The sequence below is a fragment of the Streptomyces sp. NPDC059201 genome, assembly GCF_042754585.1.
In the GTDB taxonomy this organism is placed as follows: domain Bacteria; phylum Actinomycetota; class Actinomycetes; order Streptomycetales; family Streptomycetaceae; genus Streptomyces.
Map to the genome: position 1 here is coordinate 89,306 of NZ_JBHZBB010000011.1, position 15,994 is coordinate 105,299.

The window sequence follows — 15,994 nt, forward strand, 5'->3', positions numbered from 1 at the left end:
GGCCGCGCATCACCGATCCTGGACCCATGCACAACGAGACCGAGCGCTGCGTGCGCGCCGTCCAGTCGAAGGACGCCCGCTTCGACGGCGTCTTCTTCACCGCCGTCCGCACCACCCGGATCTACTGCCGGCCCAGCTGCCCGGCCGTCCCGCCCAAGCCCGAGAACATGGAGTTCCACCCCAGCGCCGCCGCCTGCCAGCGGGCCGGCTTCCGGGCCTGCAAGCGGTGCCGCCCCGACACCAGCCCCGGCTCCCCGGAGTGGAACGTGCGGGCCGACGCCGTCGCCCGCGCGGTGCGCCTGATCCAGGACGGCGTCGTCGACCGGGAGGGCGTGCCCGGGCTCGCCCGCCGCCTCGGCTGGTCCACCCGGCAGGTCGAGCGCCAGCTCCTCGCGGAGCTGGGCGCCGGCCCGCTCGCCCTGGCCCGCGCCCAGCGCGCCCAGACCGCCCGCACGCTCGTGGAGACCACCGGACTGCCCTTCGGCGAGATCGCCTTCGCCGCCGGCTTCTCCTCCATCCGCTCCTTCAACGACACCGTCCGCCAGGTCTTCGCCCTCACCCCCGGCGAACTGCGCGCCCGCGCCGCCCGCCCCGCCGCGCCCCACACCCCCGGCGTGATCAGCCTGCGGCTGCCCTTCCGCGCCCCGCTCGAACCCTCCAACCTCTTCGGCCACCTCGCCGCCACCGCCGTCCCCGGCGTCGAGGAGTGGCGCGACGGCGCCTACCGGCGCACCCTCGCGCTCCCGTACGGGCACGGGATCGTCGCCCTCGCCCCGCGCCCCGACCACATCGCCTGCCGGCTCTCCCTCACCGACCCCCGCGACCTCACCCACGCCATCAGCCGCTGCCGCCGCCTCCTGGACCTCGACGCCGACCCCGTCGCCGTCGACGACCGGCTCCGCGCCGACCCGCTGCTCGCCCCGCTCGTCGACAAGGCGCCCGGGCGGCGCGTCCCCGGCGCCGTCGACCCCGCCGAGTTCGCCGTCCGGGCCGTCCTCGGCCAGCAGGTCTCCACGGCCGCCGCCCGCACCCACGCGGCCCGCCTCGTCACCGCCCACGGCGTCCCCGTCGACGACCCCGAGGGCGGCCTCACCCACCTCTTCCCCACCCCCGAGGCGCTCGCCGGACTCGACCCCGAGACCCTGGCCCTGCCCCGCAGCCGCCGCACCACCCTGCTCACGCTCGTCCAGGCCCTCGCGAGCGGCGACCTCGCCCTCGGCCCCGACACGGACCGCGCGGAGACCCGCGCCCGGCTCCTCGCCCTGCCCGGCTTCGGCCCCTGGACCACCGAGGTCATCGCGATGCGCGCGCTCGGCGACCCCGACGCCTTCCTCCCCGGCGACCTCGGCGTCCGCCGCGCCGCCGAGGGACTCGGGCTGCCCGGCACGCCCGCCGCGCTCACCGCGCGCTCCGCGCACTGGGCGCCCTGGCGCGCCTACGCCGTCCAGTACCTGTGGGCGACCGACTCCCACCCGATCAACCACCTCCCCGCGTAAGGAAGTTCCGCCATGCCCCGCACCGTCGTACACACGGTCGTGGACAGCCCCTACGAGCCGCTGACCCTGGTGGCCGTCGACGGCGTCCTCAGCCGCGTCTACATGACAGAACAGCGCCACCGCCCGCCGGAGGAGACCTTCGGAGACCGGGACCCCCGCCCGTTCGGCGAGACGATCCGCCAGCTCGACGCCTACTTCGAGGGCGAGCTCACCGAATTCGACCTCCCGCTCCACCTGGAGGGAACCCCCTTCCAGCGGAGCGTCTGGGAGCAGCTCCAGCTCATCCCGTACGGGGAGACCCGCACGTACGGCGAGCTCGCCGAGGCCCTCGGCAAGCCGGGCGCCTCCCGTGCGGTCGGTCTCGCCAACGGCAAGAACCCGGTCGGCATCATCGTCCCCTGCCACCGCGTGATCGGCTCCGGCGGCAGCCTCACCGGCTACGGCGGCGGCCTCGACCGGAAGAAGCGGCTGCTCGCCTTCGAGGCGGGCGGCTCGGGCCTGCCCGACGCGCTCTTCTAGGCGAGCCGCTCCAGCAGGGCCGGGAGCGCCGTGCCGATCGGCTCGCGCAGGATCTCGGCGGCGAGCGGGTCGTACGGGGTGGGCTCGGCGTTCACGATGATCAGCCGGGCCCCGTGCTCGGCCGCGATCCCGGCCAGCGAGGCCGCCGGCTGCACCTGGAGGCTCGTACCGACCGCGATGAACACCTCGGCCGCCTTGGCGACCGACATCGCGTTCCCGAGCACCACCGGGTCGAGCCGCTGCCCGAACATCACCGTCGCCGGCTTGAGGATCCCGCCGCAGTCCGCGCACGCCGGATCCGGGTCGCCCGCGTCGAGCCGCGCCAGCGCCTCGGCCATCGGCGAGCGGGCGTGGCAGGCCGTGCACACCACCGACCGTACGGTGCCGTGCAGTTCGAAGACCTTGCGGTCAGGCACCCCGGCCGCCTGGTGCAGCCCGTCCACATTCTGCGTGATCACCCGCACCGCGTGCCCAGTCCGCTCGTACGCCGCGACCGCCCGGTGCGCCGCGTTCGGCTCCGCCGTCAGGACCGGGGCCTCGCGCCGCATCAGCCAGGAGCGGCGGCGGACCTCCGGGTCCGCCATGTACGGCCCGTAGGTGACCAGCCGCTCGGCGTCCGGGTCCTTCCGCCACAGCCCGTTCGGCCCCCGGTAGTCCGGGATGCCCGAGTCCGTGGAGATACCTGCACCGCTGAGGATCGCGACCATCGTCATGGCGGGAGGGTAGGCATCCCGGATCACCCCCCGCGACCGGTTTCCCGGTGCTAGGTTCCGCCCATGGCCAAGGTGAACATCGCGCTCGATGCCGAACTCGTCGTGGAAGTCATGGTCCTGGCGGGCGTCGGCAGCCCCCAGGACGCCGTGGAGGCGGTCGTCCGCGACTACATCGCGCGCGGCCACCGCACGGAGGCGAGGACCGCCACCCGCGACGAGGCGAACCGCACCGGCGACATGCTGCCGCCGGAGCCCCCGCAGGGATGAACGCTCCGGCGGACCCGGATCCAGATCCGGGCCCGGACCCGGACCCGGACTCCGGACGGCGCGTCCGGCTCGGCGTCGGCTGCTGCTTCGGCGTCCTCGTCGGCGGGATCCTGCTGACCGTTCTCGCGATGCTGCTGATGTCCGTGGCGATCACGGGCTTCTACGACCGGGACGGAAGCGACTCCAAACCCGTTCCGACAGAATCGAGTTGACGGAGCATCAGGTCCCGGCGGGCAGGCCGTTCTCCAGCTCCGCCGGGCCGTGCCCGCCGGCCAGCACGCCGATCGCGGCCAGCACCCGCGGCCCCAGGCTGCCCGGCAGGTGCGCCGTCACCTCCGACGGCTCGATCAGCTTCCAGGAGACCAGCTCCTCCTCCTGGAGCCGGATCCGGCCGAACTCCTCCTCGCTCAGCACCCCGCCGTCGTACAGGTACGCCACGATCGGCGGCCGGGCCGTGCCCTGCGCCCAGTCCACCACCAGCAGCGGGCCCAGCGGCACGTCCAGGCCGAGCTCCTCGGCGGTCTCCCGGCGGGCGCCCTGCCGGGGCGTCTCGCCCGCGTCGGACTCGACCGTCCCGCCGGGCAGCGCCCAGCCCTCGCGGTAGTTCGGCTTCACGATCAGGAGCCGGCCCCCGGCGTCCCGGAAGAGCGCGGCCGCGGCGGCCAGGACGCGGGGGAGGCCGGCGATGTACGTGGCGTAATCGGTGGTGGTCACACCGTCAGCGTAGCCAGGCGGAGGGTCCGCCCGGCGAGTTCGCCGATCCCGGCCCCGTCGAAGCCGTACACCGCGCTGCGCACCCGGTCGCGCAGCGGCCGCGACCACTGCGGCGGGATCGCCGCCGCCCCGCACAGCACCCCGGCCACCGAACCGGCTGTCGCCCCGTTGGAGTCCGTGTCCAGGCCGCCGCGCACGGTCAGCGCGATCGTGCGGGTGAAGTCGCCCTCGCCGTAGAGCAGTCCGGCGGTCAGCACCGCCGCGTTCGGCACCACGTGGATCCAGCCGAGGCCGGCCGTGCGCGCCGCCAGCTCGTCCAGCGCGTCCGACCAGCCGAGCCCCGCCTCGTACAGCGCGATCGTCTCCCGTACCGTCCGTGCCAGCCTGCTGCCCGGCGGCACCACCTCCAGGGCCGTGACGAGGGCGGAGCGGGCGTCGGGCGCGGTGAAGGCGGCGGCGACCAGGGCGGCGGCCCACATCGCCCCGTACACGCCGTTCCCGGTGTGCGAGACGACCGCGTCCCGGCGGGCGAGACCGGCCGCCCGGCGCGGGTCGCCGGGGCTCGTCCAGCCGTAGACGTCCGCCCTGATCAGCGCCCCGATCCACTCCTGGTAGGGGTTGTCGTACGTGGCGGTCAGCGGCGGTCGCAGGCCGTTGGCGAGGTTCCGGTACGCGGCCCGCTCGGCGGTGTACGTCTGGAGGTACGGCAGCCGCAGCAGCCACAGCTCGCCGACCTGCTCGGTGGTGAAGCCGAAGCCGTGCGTCTCCAGCAGGTACAGCCCGAGGAGGCTGTAGTCGACGTCGTCGTCCCGGCAGCTCTCCCGGATCCCGCCGCGCACGCACAGCGGCCACTCGGGCCGCAGCGCGAAGCCCGTGGCCCCGGCGGGCGGCGGCGGCAGGTAGTCGGTGAGCGGCAGCGCGTCGGTGAGCCGGAGGTACGCGTCGATCCGCTCCCGCGTCCAGTGCTCGCCCTGCTCGACGGGCTTGCCGAGCATGTTCCCGGCGATCCGCCCGGTCCAGCCGCCGAGAATCCGGTCGGCGAGGTCGGGTGCGGCGGGGCCGGGTGCGGCGGGTCCGGGTCCAGGGAGGTCCGTCACGAGTCTCCCTCCCGGGGCGGCTCGCCGCTCTCCTTCGGCGGTTCGCCGCCCTCCGTGTCCGTGCGGGAGCGGGCGGCGCGGTGGAGGCGGTGGTGGCGGGTGTCGCCGCTCTGCTCGGTCATCGCCTCGCCGACCAGGGCGCGTACCGCGTCCCCCAGCCCGTGCAGGGCGTGGTGCCGGGCCGGGCCCGCGCCCGGGTCCTCGCGCAGCTCCTTCACCAGCGCCCAGCAGAGCACCAGCATGACCACCACGAACGGCAGCGCGACCAGGATCGTGGCCGTCTGGAGCGAGTTCAGACCGCCCGCGACCAGCAGCACCGCCGCGACCGCCGCCATCAGCACGCCCCAGGTCACCACCAGCCACGTCGGCGGGTGCAGCGAGCCCCGGCTGGTCAGCGAGCCCATGACGAGGGAGGCCGAGTCGGCGCTGGTGACGAAGTACGTCATCACCAGGAGCATCGCCACGACCGAGGTGATCGTGCCGAGCGGCAGCGCCTCCAGCATCGCGAAGAGCGACGCCTCCGCCCCGTCCTTCACCGCCGTCGCCAGATCGGCCTCGCCCGTGGACTCCAGCCGGATCGCCGTGCCGCCCATCACGCAGAACCAGACCACCGTCGCCCCGGACGGCACGAGCAGCACGCCCACCAGGAACTCGCGGATCGTCCGGCCGCGCGAGATCCGGGCGATGAAGGTGCCGACGAAGGGCGCCCAGGACAGCCACCACGCCCAGTAGAAGATCGTCCAGGCGCCCAGCCAGTCGCGGTCGGTGAAGGCGCCGGTGCGGCTCGCCATCGGCAGCAGTTGGTGGAGGTAGCCGCCGACCGAGGCCGGGATGGTGTCCAGGATGTAGACGGTCGGGCCGAGCAGGAAGACGAAGAGCGCCAGGCAGGCGGCGAGCACGATGTTCAGCGTCGACAGCCACTTCACGCCCTTGTGCAGGCCCGAGAAGGCCGACAGGACGAACGCGCCCGACAGCGCCGCGATGATGATCAGCTCGGTGGCCGTCGAGTCCTCGATGCCCATCGTGAGGTCGAGCCCCTCGGCGACCTGGAGCGCGCCCAGGCCCAGGCTCGTCGCCGTGCCGAAGACGGTCGCGAAGACCGCGAGCAGGTCGATCGCCCTGCCCTGCCAGGACGCGGCCCGGCGGGCGCCGAGGAGCGGGACGAAAGCGCTGCTCAGGCGGTTGCCGCGGCCCTTGCGGAAGCCCGCGTACGCGAGCGCGAGCCCGGCGATGCCGTAGATCGCCCACGGGGTCAGCGTCCAGTGGAAGAACGAGTACTCCATCGCCGAACGTGCCGCCGCGCCCGTCCCCGCCGGGACTCCGCTGGCCGGCGGCGGGCTCAGGAAGTGCTGGAGCGGCTCCCCGACCCCGTAGAACATCAGGCCGATGCCCATGCCGGCGCTGAACATCATCGCGATCCACGCCAGATTGGTGAACTCCGGCTCCGAGTCGTCCGCGCCCAGCCGGATCCGGCCGAACCGGCTCAGCGCGATCACCACGCACAGCACGAGGAAGGTGTCGGCGGCGATCACGAAGAGCCACGCGAAGTTGTCCAGGACCCAGGAGAGGGCCGAGGAGGAGGCGCTGTCGAAGGAGTCCTTGCCGAGCGCCGCCCAGCCGACGACCGCGACGACCGCGGCCACCCCGATCCCGATGACCTTCGCGTCGGGGGTGTGGCGTTCCGGTACGTGATCCGGAAACGTCCGGTCGTTCATATCCGTGCTCATGTGAGCCCACTATGGTGGGACATTTCTCGTTATCCGGGGGTGGCACGCCGTCTTGCCGTACGGATAGGGTCGGCCCTGGCGCGACTGCCTGTTCGAAAGCAAGGGATGCAAGGTGACGGACGGAGCAGCAACTCAGGTCGCTCACGTGCTCGTGGCGGCCGACAAGTTCAAGGGCTCGCTCACGGCCGTACAGGTCGCGGAGCGGGTCACGGCGGGGCTCCGGAAGGTCGTCCCCGGCCTCTCGGTCGAGGCCCTGCCGGTCGCCGACGGCGGCGACGGCACGGTCGCGGCGGCCGTCGCGGCCGGATTCGACCGTCACGAGGTACGGGTCACGGGACCGGTCGGCGAGCCGGTGACCGCCGCGTTCGCGCTGCGCGGCACCACCGCGGTCGTCGAGATGGCGGAGGCGTCCGGCCTCCAGCTCCTCCCGGCCGGCGAGTTCGCCGCGCTGACCGCCACGACGTACGGCTCCGGCGAGCTGCTGCGCGCCGCGCTCGACGCGGGCGCCACCACGATCGTCTTCGGGGTCGGCGGCAGCGCCACCACCGACGGCGGCGCGGGCATGCTGGCCGCGCTCGGCGCCCGCTTCCTCGACGGGGCGGGCGAGCCCGTCGGCCCCGGCGGCGCGGCCCTGGCCGAGCTGGCCACCGCCGACCTCTCCGCCCTGGACCCGCGCTTCGACGGCGTCGAGTTCATCCTGGCCAGCGACGTCGACAACCCGCTGACCGGCCCCAAGGGCGCGCCCGCGGTCTACGGCCCGCAGAAGGGCGCCTCGCCCGAGGACGTGGAGACCCTGGACGCGGCCCTCGCGCACTACGCGCAGGTCCTGGAGAAGGCGATCGGCCCGAAGGCCACCGAGCTCGCCGCCTCCCCGGGCGCGGGCGGCGCGGGCGGCATCGGCTACGGCGCCCTGCTCCTCGGCGCGAGCTTCCGCCCCGGCATCGAGCTGATGCTGGAGGTCCTCGGCTTCGCCCCCGCCCTGGAGCGCGCCACCCTGGTCATCACCGGCGAGGGCTCCCTCGACGAGCAGACCCTCCACGGCAAGGCCCCCGCGGGTGTCGCCGCTGCGGCCCGCGCGGCCGGCAAGGAGGTCGTCGCGGTCTGCGGCCGCCTCGCCCTCCCGGCCGAGGCCCTCGGCGCGGCCGGCATCCGCCGCGCCTACCCGCTCTCGGCCCTGGAGCCGGACCCGGCCAAGTCCATCCCGAACGCGGGCCCGCTCCTGGAGCAGGTCGCGGCGAACATCGCCCGCGACTTCCTGGCGTAGCCGGTACGGGGCCGGGCGCCACGCGGCGCCCGGCCTCCGTCAGCCCGTTCCGAGGGTGCGGTGCGGTGCGCCGGTGGCGGGGTCGAGGGTGATCGTCGTCATGCCGTCGCCGTCGGAGAGCTCAAGGGCGTCCGGGCCGCTCCACCCGACGGCGACGAACCCCGTGGGTTCGCCGTACGAGGCCACCAGGTGGCTCCGGGCGGTGAGCCCCGAGCCCTCGATCACCGAGATCCGCCAGAGCGGGTCGATCATCGCGGACCCCTCCTCGACCCGTACGGACCGGTCCACGCCGCCCGGGGCGGGAATCCGCTGGGTCTCCTCCCAGCCGGCGTGGACGACGTCGAAGAACACCAGCCGGTAGAAGAGCACCAGAACGGCCCCCGCCGCACAGGCGACCGCCACGGCCTGCCGCACCGACCGCCGGGCGTCCATCCGCAGCACGCCCGCGCCGACCAGCGCGCACATCACGAGCCAGTACGGCCAGGCCGCCCCGAACGCGTCGAGCAGCACCAGCAGCCGGGTCGACTCCGCCACCCAGTAGCCCGCCAGTTGGGCCACCGGGAGCAGCAGCCCGGCCAGGACCAGCGCCTTCCCGAGCACCGGTCGCCGCTGTGTCGTACGCACGTTCGTCATCGCTGTCACGGGGGCATCCTGCCAGGCCGGAGCGGCCCCCCGGTCAATTCGGAGCCGTCAGCCGGAAGGCGTCCAGGGCCAGGGTCATCTCCGTCAGATCCCTCGGGCGGGAGAGAGAGCGGGAGGTGAGCTGCTCCAGGCGGCGCAGGCGGTTGAAGACGGTGTTGCGGTGGCAGTAGAGGCGGCCCGCCGCGCGGCCCGCCGAGCCCTCGCACTCCAGCCAGGCGTCCAGGGTCTCCAGGAGGACCGCGCGGTCCGCCGGGTCCAGTTCGAGGAGGGCGCCGAGGACGTCGGTGACGAGGAGTTCCGCCAGGTCGGGCTGGCCCACGATCAGCGCGCCGGCCATCCGGCGGTCCAGGCGGACCACCTGGCGGGTGCCGGGCGGGCAGGTGCGGAGGGCGAGTTCGGCCAGGCGGCGGGCCCGCCCGAGCTCGGTGAGGCCCGTGACGACGGGGCTGATGCCGCCGGGGCCCGGGCACCGCCCGTCGAGCAGCCGCGCCAGCGCGTCCAGGTCCGTCCCGTCGGCCAGCGCCACCACCCCGATCTCGCAGTCGGCCCGCATCCGCCACAGGAACCGCAGCCCCTCGCCCCGCACCTGGCGGTGGAAGGGCTCCCGCTCCTCCCGGCGGTCCGGCCGCAGCACCACCACCGCGTACCGCCCCTGCTCCGGCAGGTCCAGGCCCGCCGCCGCCCGCGCCACCATCTCCGGCGCCCGCTGGCCCCCGAGCAGCGCGTCCAGCAGGGCCTGGAGCTGCTCGTCCGTCCGCCGCCGCAGCTCCGCCTCGGTCGCCCGGTACGCCTCCGAGGCGCGGTCCGCCTGCGCGTCCACCGCCGACCAGACCGTCGTCGCCGACTGCATCAGCGCCGCGAGCTGCGCCGCGTCCGGGCCCGCGCCCTCGATCAGCGCCTCCCACACCAGATGCCCCGCGTGCCGGTACGCGTGCACCACCAGCTCCAGCGGCAGGCCCTGCTCCGCCCGCCGCCGGCCCAGCAGCTCCGCGTGCTCCAGGTCCCGCCGGGGCGAGTTCCGGGGCGCCGAGATCATCTCGATCCCGATCCGCATCGCCTCCTGCGCCTCCTGCCAGTGCTGGTCGTACGGCACGATCCGCCCGTAGGCCGGTTCGTACGCGTGCAGCTCCGTCAGATGCTCGTCCACCAGCTCCGGCACCCGCTCCAGAAGCGCCGTGCACGCACGGGCGAGCACCTTCCAGTCGTCACCGGTCCGCCGTCTGCGCCGTCCCATGCCGGGAGCATCCACCGCCTCGCGCCCCACGGCAACGCCCTGACGCGCAGCGTTGTGCGCATGCACAGCCCTCCGGCGGCCCCGCTGGTCACCGGCAGCGTTTGTGGAGCCGGGCGTGGACGGGCGGACCGGCGCGGTGCTGGGGTGAGCGCCACCGAACGGCCGAGTAACACGGCCGAGTAACAAGGCGGCCCGGAAGGGGAGTCATGGGAGGTACCGCACCCGCCCTGACGGTGACGGATCTGACGGCGGGATACGGACCGGTGCACGCGCTGCGGCGCGTGTCGCTGACCGTGCCCGCGGGCGCCGTCGTCACCGTCCTGGGCGGCAACGGCGCCGGCAAGTCCACACTGCTGCGGGCGGTCTCGCGCACCCTGCGGTTCCACGGCGGAGCCGTGGTCTCCGGCACGGTCACCGCGGCCGGCCGGCCGCTCGACGGGCTGCCGCCCGACCGGGTCGTGGCCGCCGGCGTCTGCCAGGTCCCCGAGGGACGGCAGGTCTTCGCCCGCATGTCGGTCGAGGACAACCTGCGGGCCGGCGGGCTCGCCCGGCGCGGCGACCGCGCCGCGAAGGCCGGCGCGCTGCGCCGCGTCCACGAGCTGTTCCCCGTCCTCGCGGAGCGCGCCCGGCAGCCCGCCGGACTGCTCTCCGGCGGCGAACAGCAGATGCTCGCGGTCGGCCGCGCCCTGATGGCCGCACCCGAGCTGCTGCTCCTCGACGAGCCCTCGCTCGGGCTCGCCCCGCTGATGGCCGCCCGCATCGCGGACGCCGTCCGGGAGATCAACGCCCAGGGCACGGCGGTGCTGCTGGTCGAGCAGAACGCGGCGCTCGCGCTGAAGCTCGCCTCCCACGCGTACGTCCTGGAGGTCGGCGAGGTGACCCTCTCCGGCCCGGCGGACGAACTCGCCGCCTCCGACGAGGTCCGCCGCCGCTACCTCGGCGTCGTCGACGCCGAGGTGGCGGAGGACGCCGCCCGGGCCGAGGCCGCCCACCCCGTCCTGTCCCGCTGGGACGCAGAGCCCCGGGTCCCCGCCCGCGGCCCGCGCCGCAAGGAGCCCCGATGAGCACCACCCCACCGCCGGACGGCACGACCGGCGCCGACGACCCCGGCGTCCCCGCCCCGCGCACCCCCGCCGAAGCCCCCGCCGAGGTCCCGGCGCGACCCGACGTGCCCGTCCTCACCGTCAGCGGTCTCACCGTCCGCTTCGCCGGGCTCACCGCGCTCGACGGCGTCGACTTCACCGTCCGGCCCGGCACCGTGCACGCCCTCATCGGGCCCAACGGCGCCGGGAAGTCGACCTGCTTCAACGTGCTCTCCGGCGTGTACCGGGCCACCTCTGGCTCCGTACGGCTCGGCGAGCACGAGCTGACCGCGCTGCCGCCGCACCGGATCGCCGACCTCGGCGTGGGCCGGATCTTCCAGAACCTGGCCCTGCCGCCGCGCGCCACCGTCGAGGACAGCCTGATGCTCGGCCGCCACCGGCTCACCCGCACCGGCTTCCTCGCCGCCGGGCTCCGGCTGCCGTCCGCCGCCCGCGAGGAGGCCCGGCACCGGGCCCGCGTCCGGGAGATCGCCGACTTCGTCGGACTCGGCGACCAGCTCGCGAAACCCGCGGGCTCCCTCCCGTACGGACAGCAGAAGCTCGCCGAACTGGCCCGCGCCCTCTGCATGGAGCCCGCCCTGCTCCTCCTCGACGAACCGGTCGCCGGCATGACCGCCGACGAACGGCGCCGCACCGCCGCCGTCATCGCCGGCGTCCGCGACGGCCTCGGCATCTCCGTGCTGCTCGTCGAGCACGACATGGGCCTCGTCATGCGGCTCGCCGACTCCGTCACCGTCCTCGAATTCGGCCGCCGGATCGCCGACGGCAGCCCCGCCGACGTACAGAACGACCCGGCGGTCGTCCGCGCCTACCTCGGAGAGGAGACCGCCGCGTGAGCACCTTCGCCGAGTTCCTCATCAACGGGCTCTCCCTGGGCTCCATCTACGCCCTCATCGCCCTCGGCTTCGTCGTCATCTTCCGCGCCACGGAGGTCGTCAACTTCGCCCACGCCTCGCTGCTCCTCGCCGGCGGCTACCTGATCGCCGTCCTGCACGAACCGCTCGGATTCTGGCCCGCGCTGGCGGCCGGCATCGCGGGCGCGGCCGTCGTCGGCGCCGCCGTCGAGTTCCTCGTCATGCGCCGCCACCGGGGGGCCGACCACAGCGTCCTCGCCATCGTCACCATCGGCGTCGACATCCTCCTCGCCACCGAACTGACCCGCCGGATCGGCACCGACATCCTCGCCCTCGGCGACCCGTGGGGCGACGCCGTCGTCACCGTCGGCCCGGTGACCATCGCGGAGACCCGGATCGCCGCCCTGCTCGCCGCGGCCCTCCTCATCACCGCCTTCCTGCTCGCCTTCCGGCACACCTCCTGGGGCGTGGCCATGCGCGCCGCCGCCGAGAGCCAGGAGACCGCCGCCCTGATGGGCGTCCGGCTCGGCCGGGTCTCGCTCGGCGCCTGGGCGGTCGCCGGGGCGCTCGCCGCGGTCGCCGCGCTCTTCCTCACCGTCTTCCCCACCCCCGGCCTGGAACGCGGCACCTCGCTCGCCGCCCTCAAGGCGTTCCCCGCCGCGATCCTCGGCGGGCTCGACTCCACCACCGGCGCGCTCGCCGGCGGACTGATCGTCGGCGTCGTCGAGTCCCTCGCCACCGGCTACCAGTCCGACCTGGCCTTCCTCGGCCGCGGCATCGGCGACCTCGCCCCGTACCTGGTGATGGTCGTGGTGCTGCTGATCCGCCCGGCCGGTCTCTTCGGCACCAAGGAGCTCGCCCGTGTCTGAGCGCACCGGGATCCCCGCGAAGGCGTACGCCTACGCCGCCGCCGGCCTCGTCCTCCTCGCCCTCCCGTTCTATCTGGAGCGGTTCTGGCTCCAGGCCGGGCTCTTCGCCATGGCCGCCGCCATCGGCGCCATCGGCATCAACCTGCTCACCGGCGCCACCGGCCAGCTCTCCATGGGCCACGCCTTCTTCCTCGCCGTCGGCGCCTACGGCTACTGCGCCCTCGCGGGCGACGGCACCGACGGCCTCAGCGGGCTCGGACTGCCGGGCTGGCTCGCCGCCGTCCTCGCCGTCGGCCTCGCGGGCCTCGCGGGCGGCGTGTTCAGCCCCATCGCGGGCCGGCTGCACGGCGCGTACCTCGGCATCGCCACCCTCGCGCTGATCTTCATCGGCCAGCACGTCCTCTTCAACGCCCACGGCCTCACCGGCGGCTACAACGGCCGCGCGGTCCCGCCGCTGAACCTCTTCGGCCTCACCTTCGACGACACCGAACTCCTCGTCGCGCAGGTGCCCTTCGGGTCCGTCGAGAAGCTCTGGTACCTGGGCCTCGCCCTGCTCCTCGCCGGGGTGCTGTTCGCCCGCGGGGTCCTCAGGGGCCGCCCCGGGCGGGCCATGAACGCCATCCGCGACCACCGGATCGCCGCCGGCGTCATGGGCATCCCGGTCGCCCGGCACCGCGCCGCCGTCTTCGTCCTCTCCTCCATGTACGCGGGCCTCGCCGGCGTCCTGCTCGCCCTGGTCTTCCAGCGGACCGTGCCCGAGTACTTCGGCATGGCGCTCTCCCTGGAGTACCTGGCGATGATCGTCATCGGCGGGCTGGGCTCCGTCGCCGGAGCCGTCGCGGGCGGCGTCTTCGTCGCCCTCCTCCCGCAGGTCCTCAACCGGTACGCCGAGGCCCTGCCGCTGGTCTCCGCCCCCGGCACCGGCGGCATCGCCCCCGGCGAGGCCGCCCGCTACCTCTACGGCGCCGCCGTCGTCGGCGTCGTCCTCTTCCTGCCCGGCGGCCTCGCGAGGCTCGTCGCGCGAACCCCGATCCACCGACCCTCAGGGGAGACTCGATGAAGCACAGACGACAGGCGGCCGTGCGGGGCCTCGCCGCGGCGCTCGCCACGCTGGTCGCGCTGACCGCCGCCGGATGCAGCTCCAAGGCGAAGACCGGCGGCGGCGAGGAGACCGGCGCCGGCGGCGTGAAGATGGGCGAGGGCGTCACCGACACCACCATCGCCCTCGGCGCGCTCACCGACATGACCGGCGTCTACGCCACCCTCGGCAAGAGCGTCACCCAGGCCCAGCAGCTGTGGGTGAAGCAGACCAACGCCGCGGGCGGCATCTGCGACCGGAAGCTGGAGCTGACCGTCCGCGACCACGGCTACGACCCGCAGAAGGCGCTCTCCGCCTACACGGAGCTGGAGCCGAAGGTCGTCGGCTACGCCCAGTTCATCGGCTCCCCGTTCGTCGCCGCCGTCAAGCAGCGCGTCGACGGCCAGGACAAGGGCCTGGTCATGCCCCAGGCGTGGTCCGCGTCCCTGCTCGGCTCCCCGTACATCCGCGTCCTCGGCGCCACCTACGACGTCGAGACGATCAACGCGGTCGACTTCCTCGTCACGGAGAAGGGCCTCAAGGAGGGCGACAAGCTCGGCCACGTCTACTTCGAGGGCGACTACGGCGAGAACGCGCTCAAGGGCTCGAAGTACGCCGCCGAGAAGGCCGGCCTGACCATCGTCGAGCAGAAGATCAAGCCCACCGACAACGACATGTCGGCGCAGGTCGCCGCGCTCAAGCAGGCCGGCGTGAAGGCGATCCTCATCAGCGCCGGACCGCGCCAGGCCGCCTCCCTCGTCGGCGTGGCCGCCGCGACCGGCCTGCGCGTCCCCGTCGTCGGCAACAACTCCGCGTTCGCCCCCCAGCTCCTCGGTACGCAGGCGGGCCCGGCCCTGGAGAAGATGTACTGGTTCGCCTCCCCGAGCCTCCCCATCGGCGCCGACACCCCCGTCGCGAAGAAGCTCGCCACCGACTACGCGGCCGCCCACCCGGACGACGGCCTCGACAACGGCGTCGTCGCCGGCTGGACCGCGGCGGCGGCCTTCGGCGAGATCCTGGAGAAGGCGTGCGAGAAGGGCGACCTCACCCGTGAGGGCGTCAGCAAGGCGCTCCTCATCCTGAACGCCCACGACCCCGGCTTCGGCATGACCCACGACTTCACCGACCCGAAGTCCCCGTCGTCCCGCCAGTCCGTCATCCTCCAGCCCGACAAGAAGGTCCCCGGCGGCATGCGCACGGTCCGCCCGCCCTTCGTCTCCGAGGCGGCGAAGACGTTCACCCCCTGACCGGGCCGCTCTCCCCATGGAAAGAGGACGGAATCCGTCCTCTTTCCATGGGAGCGTGACGCCATGACGGTCCTCGACACCCGCGCCCTCAACCGCGCCGCCCTCGCCCGCCAGCACCTCCTCGACCGCACCGACGCCCCCGCCCTCGACGTCATCGGCCACCTGTGCGGCATGCAGGCGCAGGAACCGCAGGAGCCGTTCACCGGCCTCTGGTCGCGGGTCAGGGAGTTCCGCACCGGCACCCTGGACGCCCTCCTGAACGGCCGCGAGGTCGTCCGCCTCCCCCTGATGCGCCGCACCATCCACCTCATGACCGCCGACGACGCCCTCGCCTGGCGGGCCCGCCACGGCACCATGCTCCAGAGCCGCGTCCTCACCACCTACAAGGCCGAGCTCGCCGCCGTCGACCCCGACGAGCTCGCCGCCGCCGGCCGCGCCGTGATGGCCGACGGCGCGCCCCGCACCATGGCCGAGCTCGTCCAGGCGGTCTCCGACCGCTGGCCCGACCCGCCCCGCCGCGCCCTCGGCGAACTGCTCGTCTCCGGCGTGATCCCGATGGTCCAGCTGCCGCCGCGCGGCCTGTGGGGCACCCGGGACGGCGTCCGCAACCAGACCCTCGCGCACTGGCTCGGCCGCGAGGTCCCGCCGCTCCCCGAGGACGCCACCGACCCCGTCGGCCAGACCCTGCTCCGCCGCTACCTCGCCGCCTACGGCCCCGCCACCTCCGGCGACCTGCGCGCCTGGTGCGGCCTCACCGGGCTGCCCGCCGCCGTCAAGGCCGTACGGGACGAGCTCGTCTCCTTCCGCGACGAGCGGGGCCGGGAACTCCTCGACCTCCCGGACGCGCCCCGCCCGGACCCGGACACCCCCGCCCCCGTCCGGTTCCTGCCCGCCTTCGACAACGCGATCCTCGGCTACCAGGACCGCGGCCGGATCATCGACGACGCCCACCGCCTGCTCTCCGTCGCCGGCGAGCGCGTCCTCCTGGTGGACGGCCGGGTCTCCGCCACCTGGACCCTGAAGGAGGGCGTCCTCGCCGTCGCCCCGCTCCGCCCCCTCTCCCGGACGGAGCGGGCCGCCGTGACCGAGGAGGGCGGCGCGCTGGCCTCGTTCCTGACCGACGGCGCGAGCGACGGCGTCCGGGTGGAGGCGCCCTGAACCTCCGGCGGC

Annotated in this window: 17 protein-coding genes; 11 read left to right on the plus strand and 6 right to left on the minus strand. The window is 74.5% G+C overall.

Annotated features, from left to right (window positions below):
* The first annotated feature begins 26 nt into the window (after window positions 1–26).
* Together ACFXMG_RS30070 and ACFXMG_RS30075 are read left to right on the plus strand one after the other, a co-directional pair.
* Window positions 27–1,496 (plus strand): AlkA N-terminal domain-containing protein, encoded by a 1,470-nt coding sequence (locus ACFXMG_RS30070; protein ID WP_383828183.1) that lies wholly within the window; start codon window positions 27–29, stop codon window positions 1,494–1,496.
* A 12-nt stretch (window positions 1,497–1,508) separates the two neighbouring features.
* Complete coding sequence (locus ACFXMG_RS30075; RefSeq protein WP_383828181.1) at window positions 1,509–2,015, plus strand: methylated-DNA--[protein]-cysteine S-methyltransferase; 507 nt, start codon at window positions 1,509–1,511, stop codon at window positions 2,013–2,015.
* Here ACFXMG_RS30075 and ACFXMG_RS30080 read toward each other — a convergent pair.
* Window positions 2,012–2,728 (minus strand): NAD-dependent deacetylase, encoded by a 717-nt coding sequence (locus ACFXMG_RS30080; RefSeq protein WP_383828179.1) that lies wholly within the window; start codon window positions 2,726–2,728, stop codon window positions 2,012–2,014. The genes ACFXMG_RS30075 and ACFXMG_RS30080 overlap by 4 nt on opposite strands.
* Before the next feature lie 63 nt (window positions 2,729–2,791).
* Here ACFXMG_RS30080 and ACFXMG_RS30085 point away from each other — a divergent pair, with 63 nt between their 5' ends.
* The gene (locus ACFXMG_RS30085) at window positions 2,792–2,995 is read left to right on the plus strand and encodes a type II toxin-antitoxin system VapB family antitoxin (protein WP_360313700.1); all 204 of its coding nucleotides are present in this window, start codon (window positions 2,792–2,794) and stop codon (window positions 2,993–2,995) included.
* Entirely contained in the window at window positions 2,992–3,207 is a 216-nt protein-coding gene (locus tag ACFXMG_RS30090; protein ID WP_383828177.1) for a hypothetical protein, read from the plus strand. Before ACFXMG_RS30085 ends, ACFXMG_RS30090 begins: the two co-directional genes overlap by 4 nt.
* 7 nt (window positions 3,208–3,214) lie before the next feature.
* On the opposite strand, the gene ACFXMG_RS30095 is transcribed toward ACFXMG_RS30090, so the two are convergent.
* From ACFXMG_RS30095 to ACFXMG_RS30105, 3 genes are read right to left on the minus strand one after another with little or no spacing between them, the layout of a single operon-like run.
* Complete coding sequence (locus tag ACFXMG_RS30095) at window positions 3,215–3,709, minus strand: NUDIX domain-containing protein (protein ID WP_383828175.1); 495 nt, start codon at window positions 3,707–3,709, stop codon at window positions 3,215–3,217.
* Window positions 3,706–4,806, minus strand: coding sequence for an ADP-ribosylglycohydrolase family protein (locus ACFXMG_RS30100; protein ID WP_383828173.1), 1,101 nt, complete (start codon window positions 4,804–4,806; stop codon window positions 3,706–3,708). The genes ACFXMG_RS30095 and ACFXMG_RS30100 overlap by 4 nt, the downstream gene beginning before the upstream one ends.
* Window positions 4,803–6,533: a BCCT family transporter gene (locus ACFXMG_RS30105; RefSeq protein ID WP_383828171.1), complete on the minus strand. Its 1,731-nt coding sequence runs from the start codon at window positions 6,531–6,533 to the stop codon at window positions 4,803–4,805. The genes ACFXMG_RS30100 and ACFXMG_RS30105 overlap by 4 nt, the downstream gene beginning before the upstream one ends.
* A gap of 112 nt (window positions 6,534–6,645) precedes the next feature.
* Between ACFXMG_RS30105 and ACFXMG_RS30110 the strand changes: the two genes are divergently transcribed.
* Window positions 6,646–7,797: a glycerate kinase gene (locus ACFXMG_RS30110; RefSeq protein WP_383828169.1), complete on the plus strand. Its 1,152-nt coding sequence runs from the start codon at window positions 6,646–6,648 to the stop codon at window positions 7,795–7,797.
* Between the two features lie 39 nt (window positions 7,798–7,836).
* Here ACFXMG_RS30110 and ACFXMG_RS30115 read toward each other — a convergent pair whose 3' ends face one another.
* Window positions 7,837–8,439 carry a hypothetical protein gene (locus ACFXMG_RS30115; RefSeq protein WP_383828167.1) on the minus strand — a complete coding sequence of 201 codons (603 nt, stop codon included), beginning with the start codon at window positions 8,437–8,439 and terminating at the stop codon, window positions 7,837–7,839.
* A gap of 34 nt (window positions 8,440–8,473) precedes the next feature.
* The gene (locus tag ACFXMG_RS30120; protein WP_383828165.1) at window positions 8,474–9,673 is read right to left on the minus strand and encodes a PucR family transcriptional regulator; all 1,200 of its coding nucleotides are present in this window, start codon (window positions 9,671–9,673) and stop codon (window positions 8,474–8,476) included.
* 281 nt (window positions 9,674–9,954) lie between these two features.
* On the opposite strand from ACFXMG_RS30120, the gene ACFXMG_RS30125 reads away from it, so the two are divergent.
* The 6 genes from ACFXMG_RS30125 (at window position 9,955) to ACFXMG_RS30150 (ending at window position 15,982) form a co-directional block, all read left to right on the plus strand.
* Complete coding sequence (locus tag ACFXMG_RS30125; protein ID WP_383828210.1) at window positions 9,955–10,737, plus strand: ABC transporter ATP-binding protein; 783 nt, start codon at window positions 9,955–9,957, stop codon at window positions 10,735–10,737.
* Window positions 10,734–11,612 (plus strand): ABC transporter ATP-binding protein, encoded by an 879-nt coding sequence (locus ACFXMG_RS30130; RefSeq protein ID WP_383828163.1) that lies wholly within the window; start codon window positions 10,734–10,736, stop codon window positions 11,610–11,612. The genes ACFXMG_RS30125 and ACFXMG_RS30130 overlap by 4 nt, the downstream gene beginning before the upstream one ends.
* A complete protein-coding gene (locus tag ACFXMG_RS30135; protein WP_383828161.1) occupies window positions 11,609–12,499 on the plus strand; it encodes a branched-chain amino acid ABC transporter permease in 891 nt (296 codons plus the stop codon). Before ACFXMG_RS30130 ends, ACFXMG_RS30135 begins: the two co-directional genes overlap by 4 nt.
* Window positions 12,492–13,559: a branched-chain amino acid ABC transporter permease gene (locus tag ACFXMG_RS30140; RefSeq protein ID WP_383828159.1), complete on the plus strand. Its 1,068-nt coding sequence runs from the start codon at window positions 12,492–12,494 to the stop codon at window positions 13,557–13,559. The genes ACFXMG_RS30135 and ACFXMG_RS30140 overlap by 8 nt, the downstream gene beginning before the upstream one ends.
* Entirely contained in the window at window positions 13,556–14,824 is a 1,269-nt protein-coding gene (locus ACFXMG_RS30145; RefSeq protein ID WP_383828157.1) for an ABC transporter substrate-binding protein, read from the plus strand. Before ACFXMG_RS30140 ends, ACFXMG_RS30145 begins: the two co-directional genes overlap by 4 nt.
* A gap of 63 nt (window positions 14,825–14,887) precedes the next feature.
* A complete protein-coding gene (locus ACFXMG_RS30150; RefSeq protein ID WP_383828156.1) occupies window positions 14,888–15,982 on the plus strand; it encodes a winged helix DNA-binding domain-containing protein in 1,095 nt (364 codons plus the stop codon).
* Window positions 15,983–15,994 lie beyond the last annotated feature (12 nt).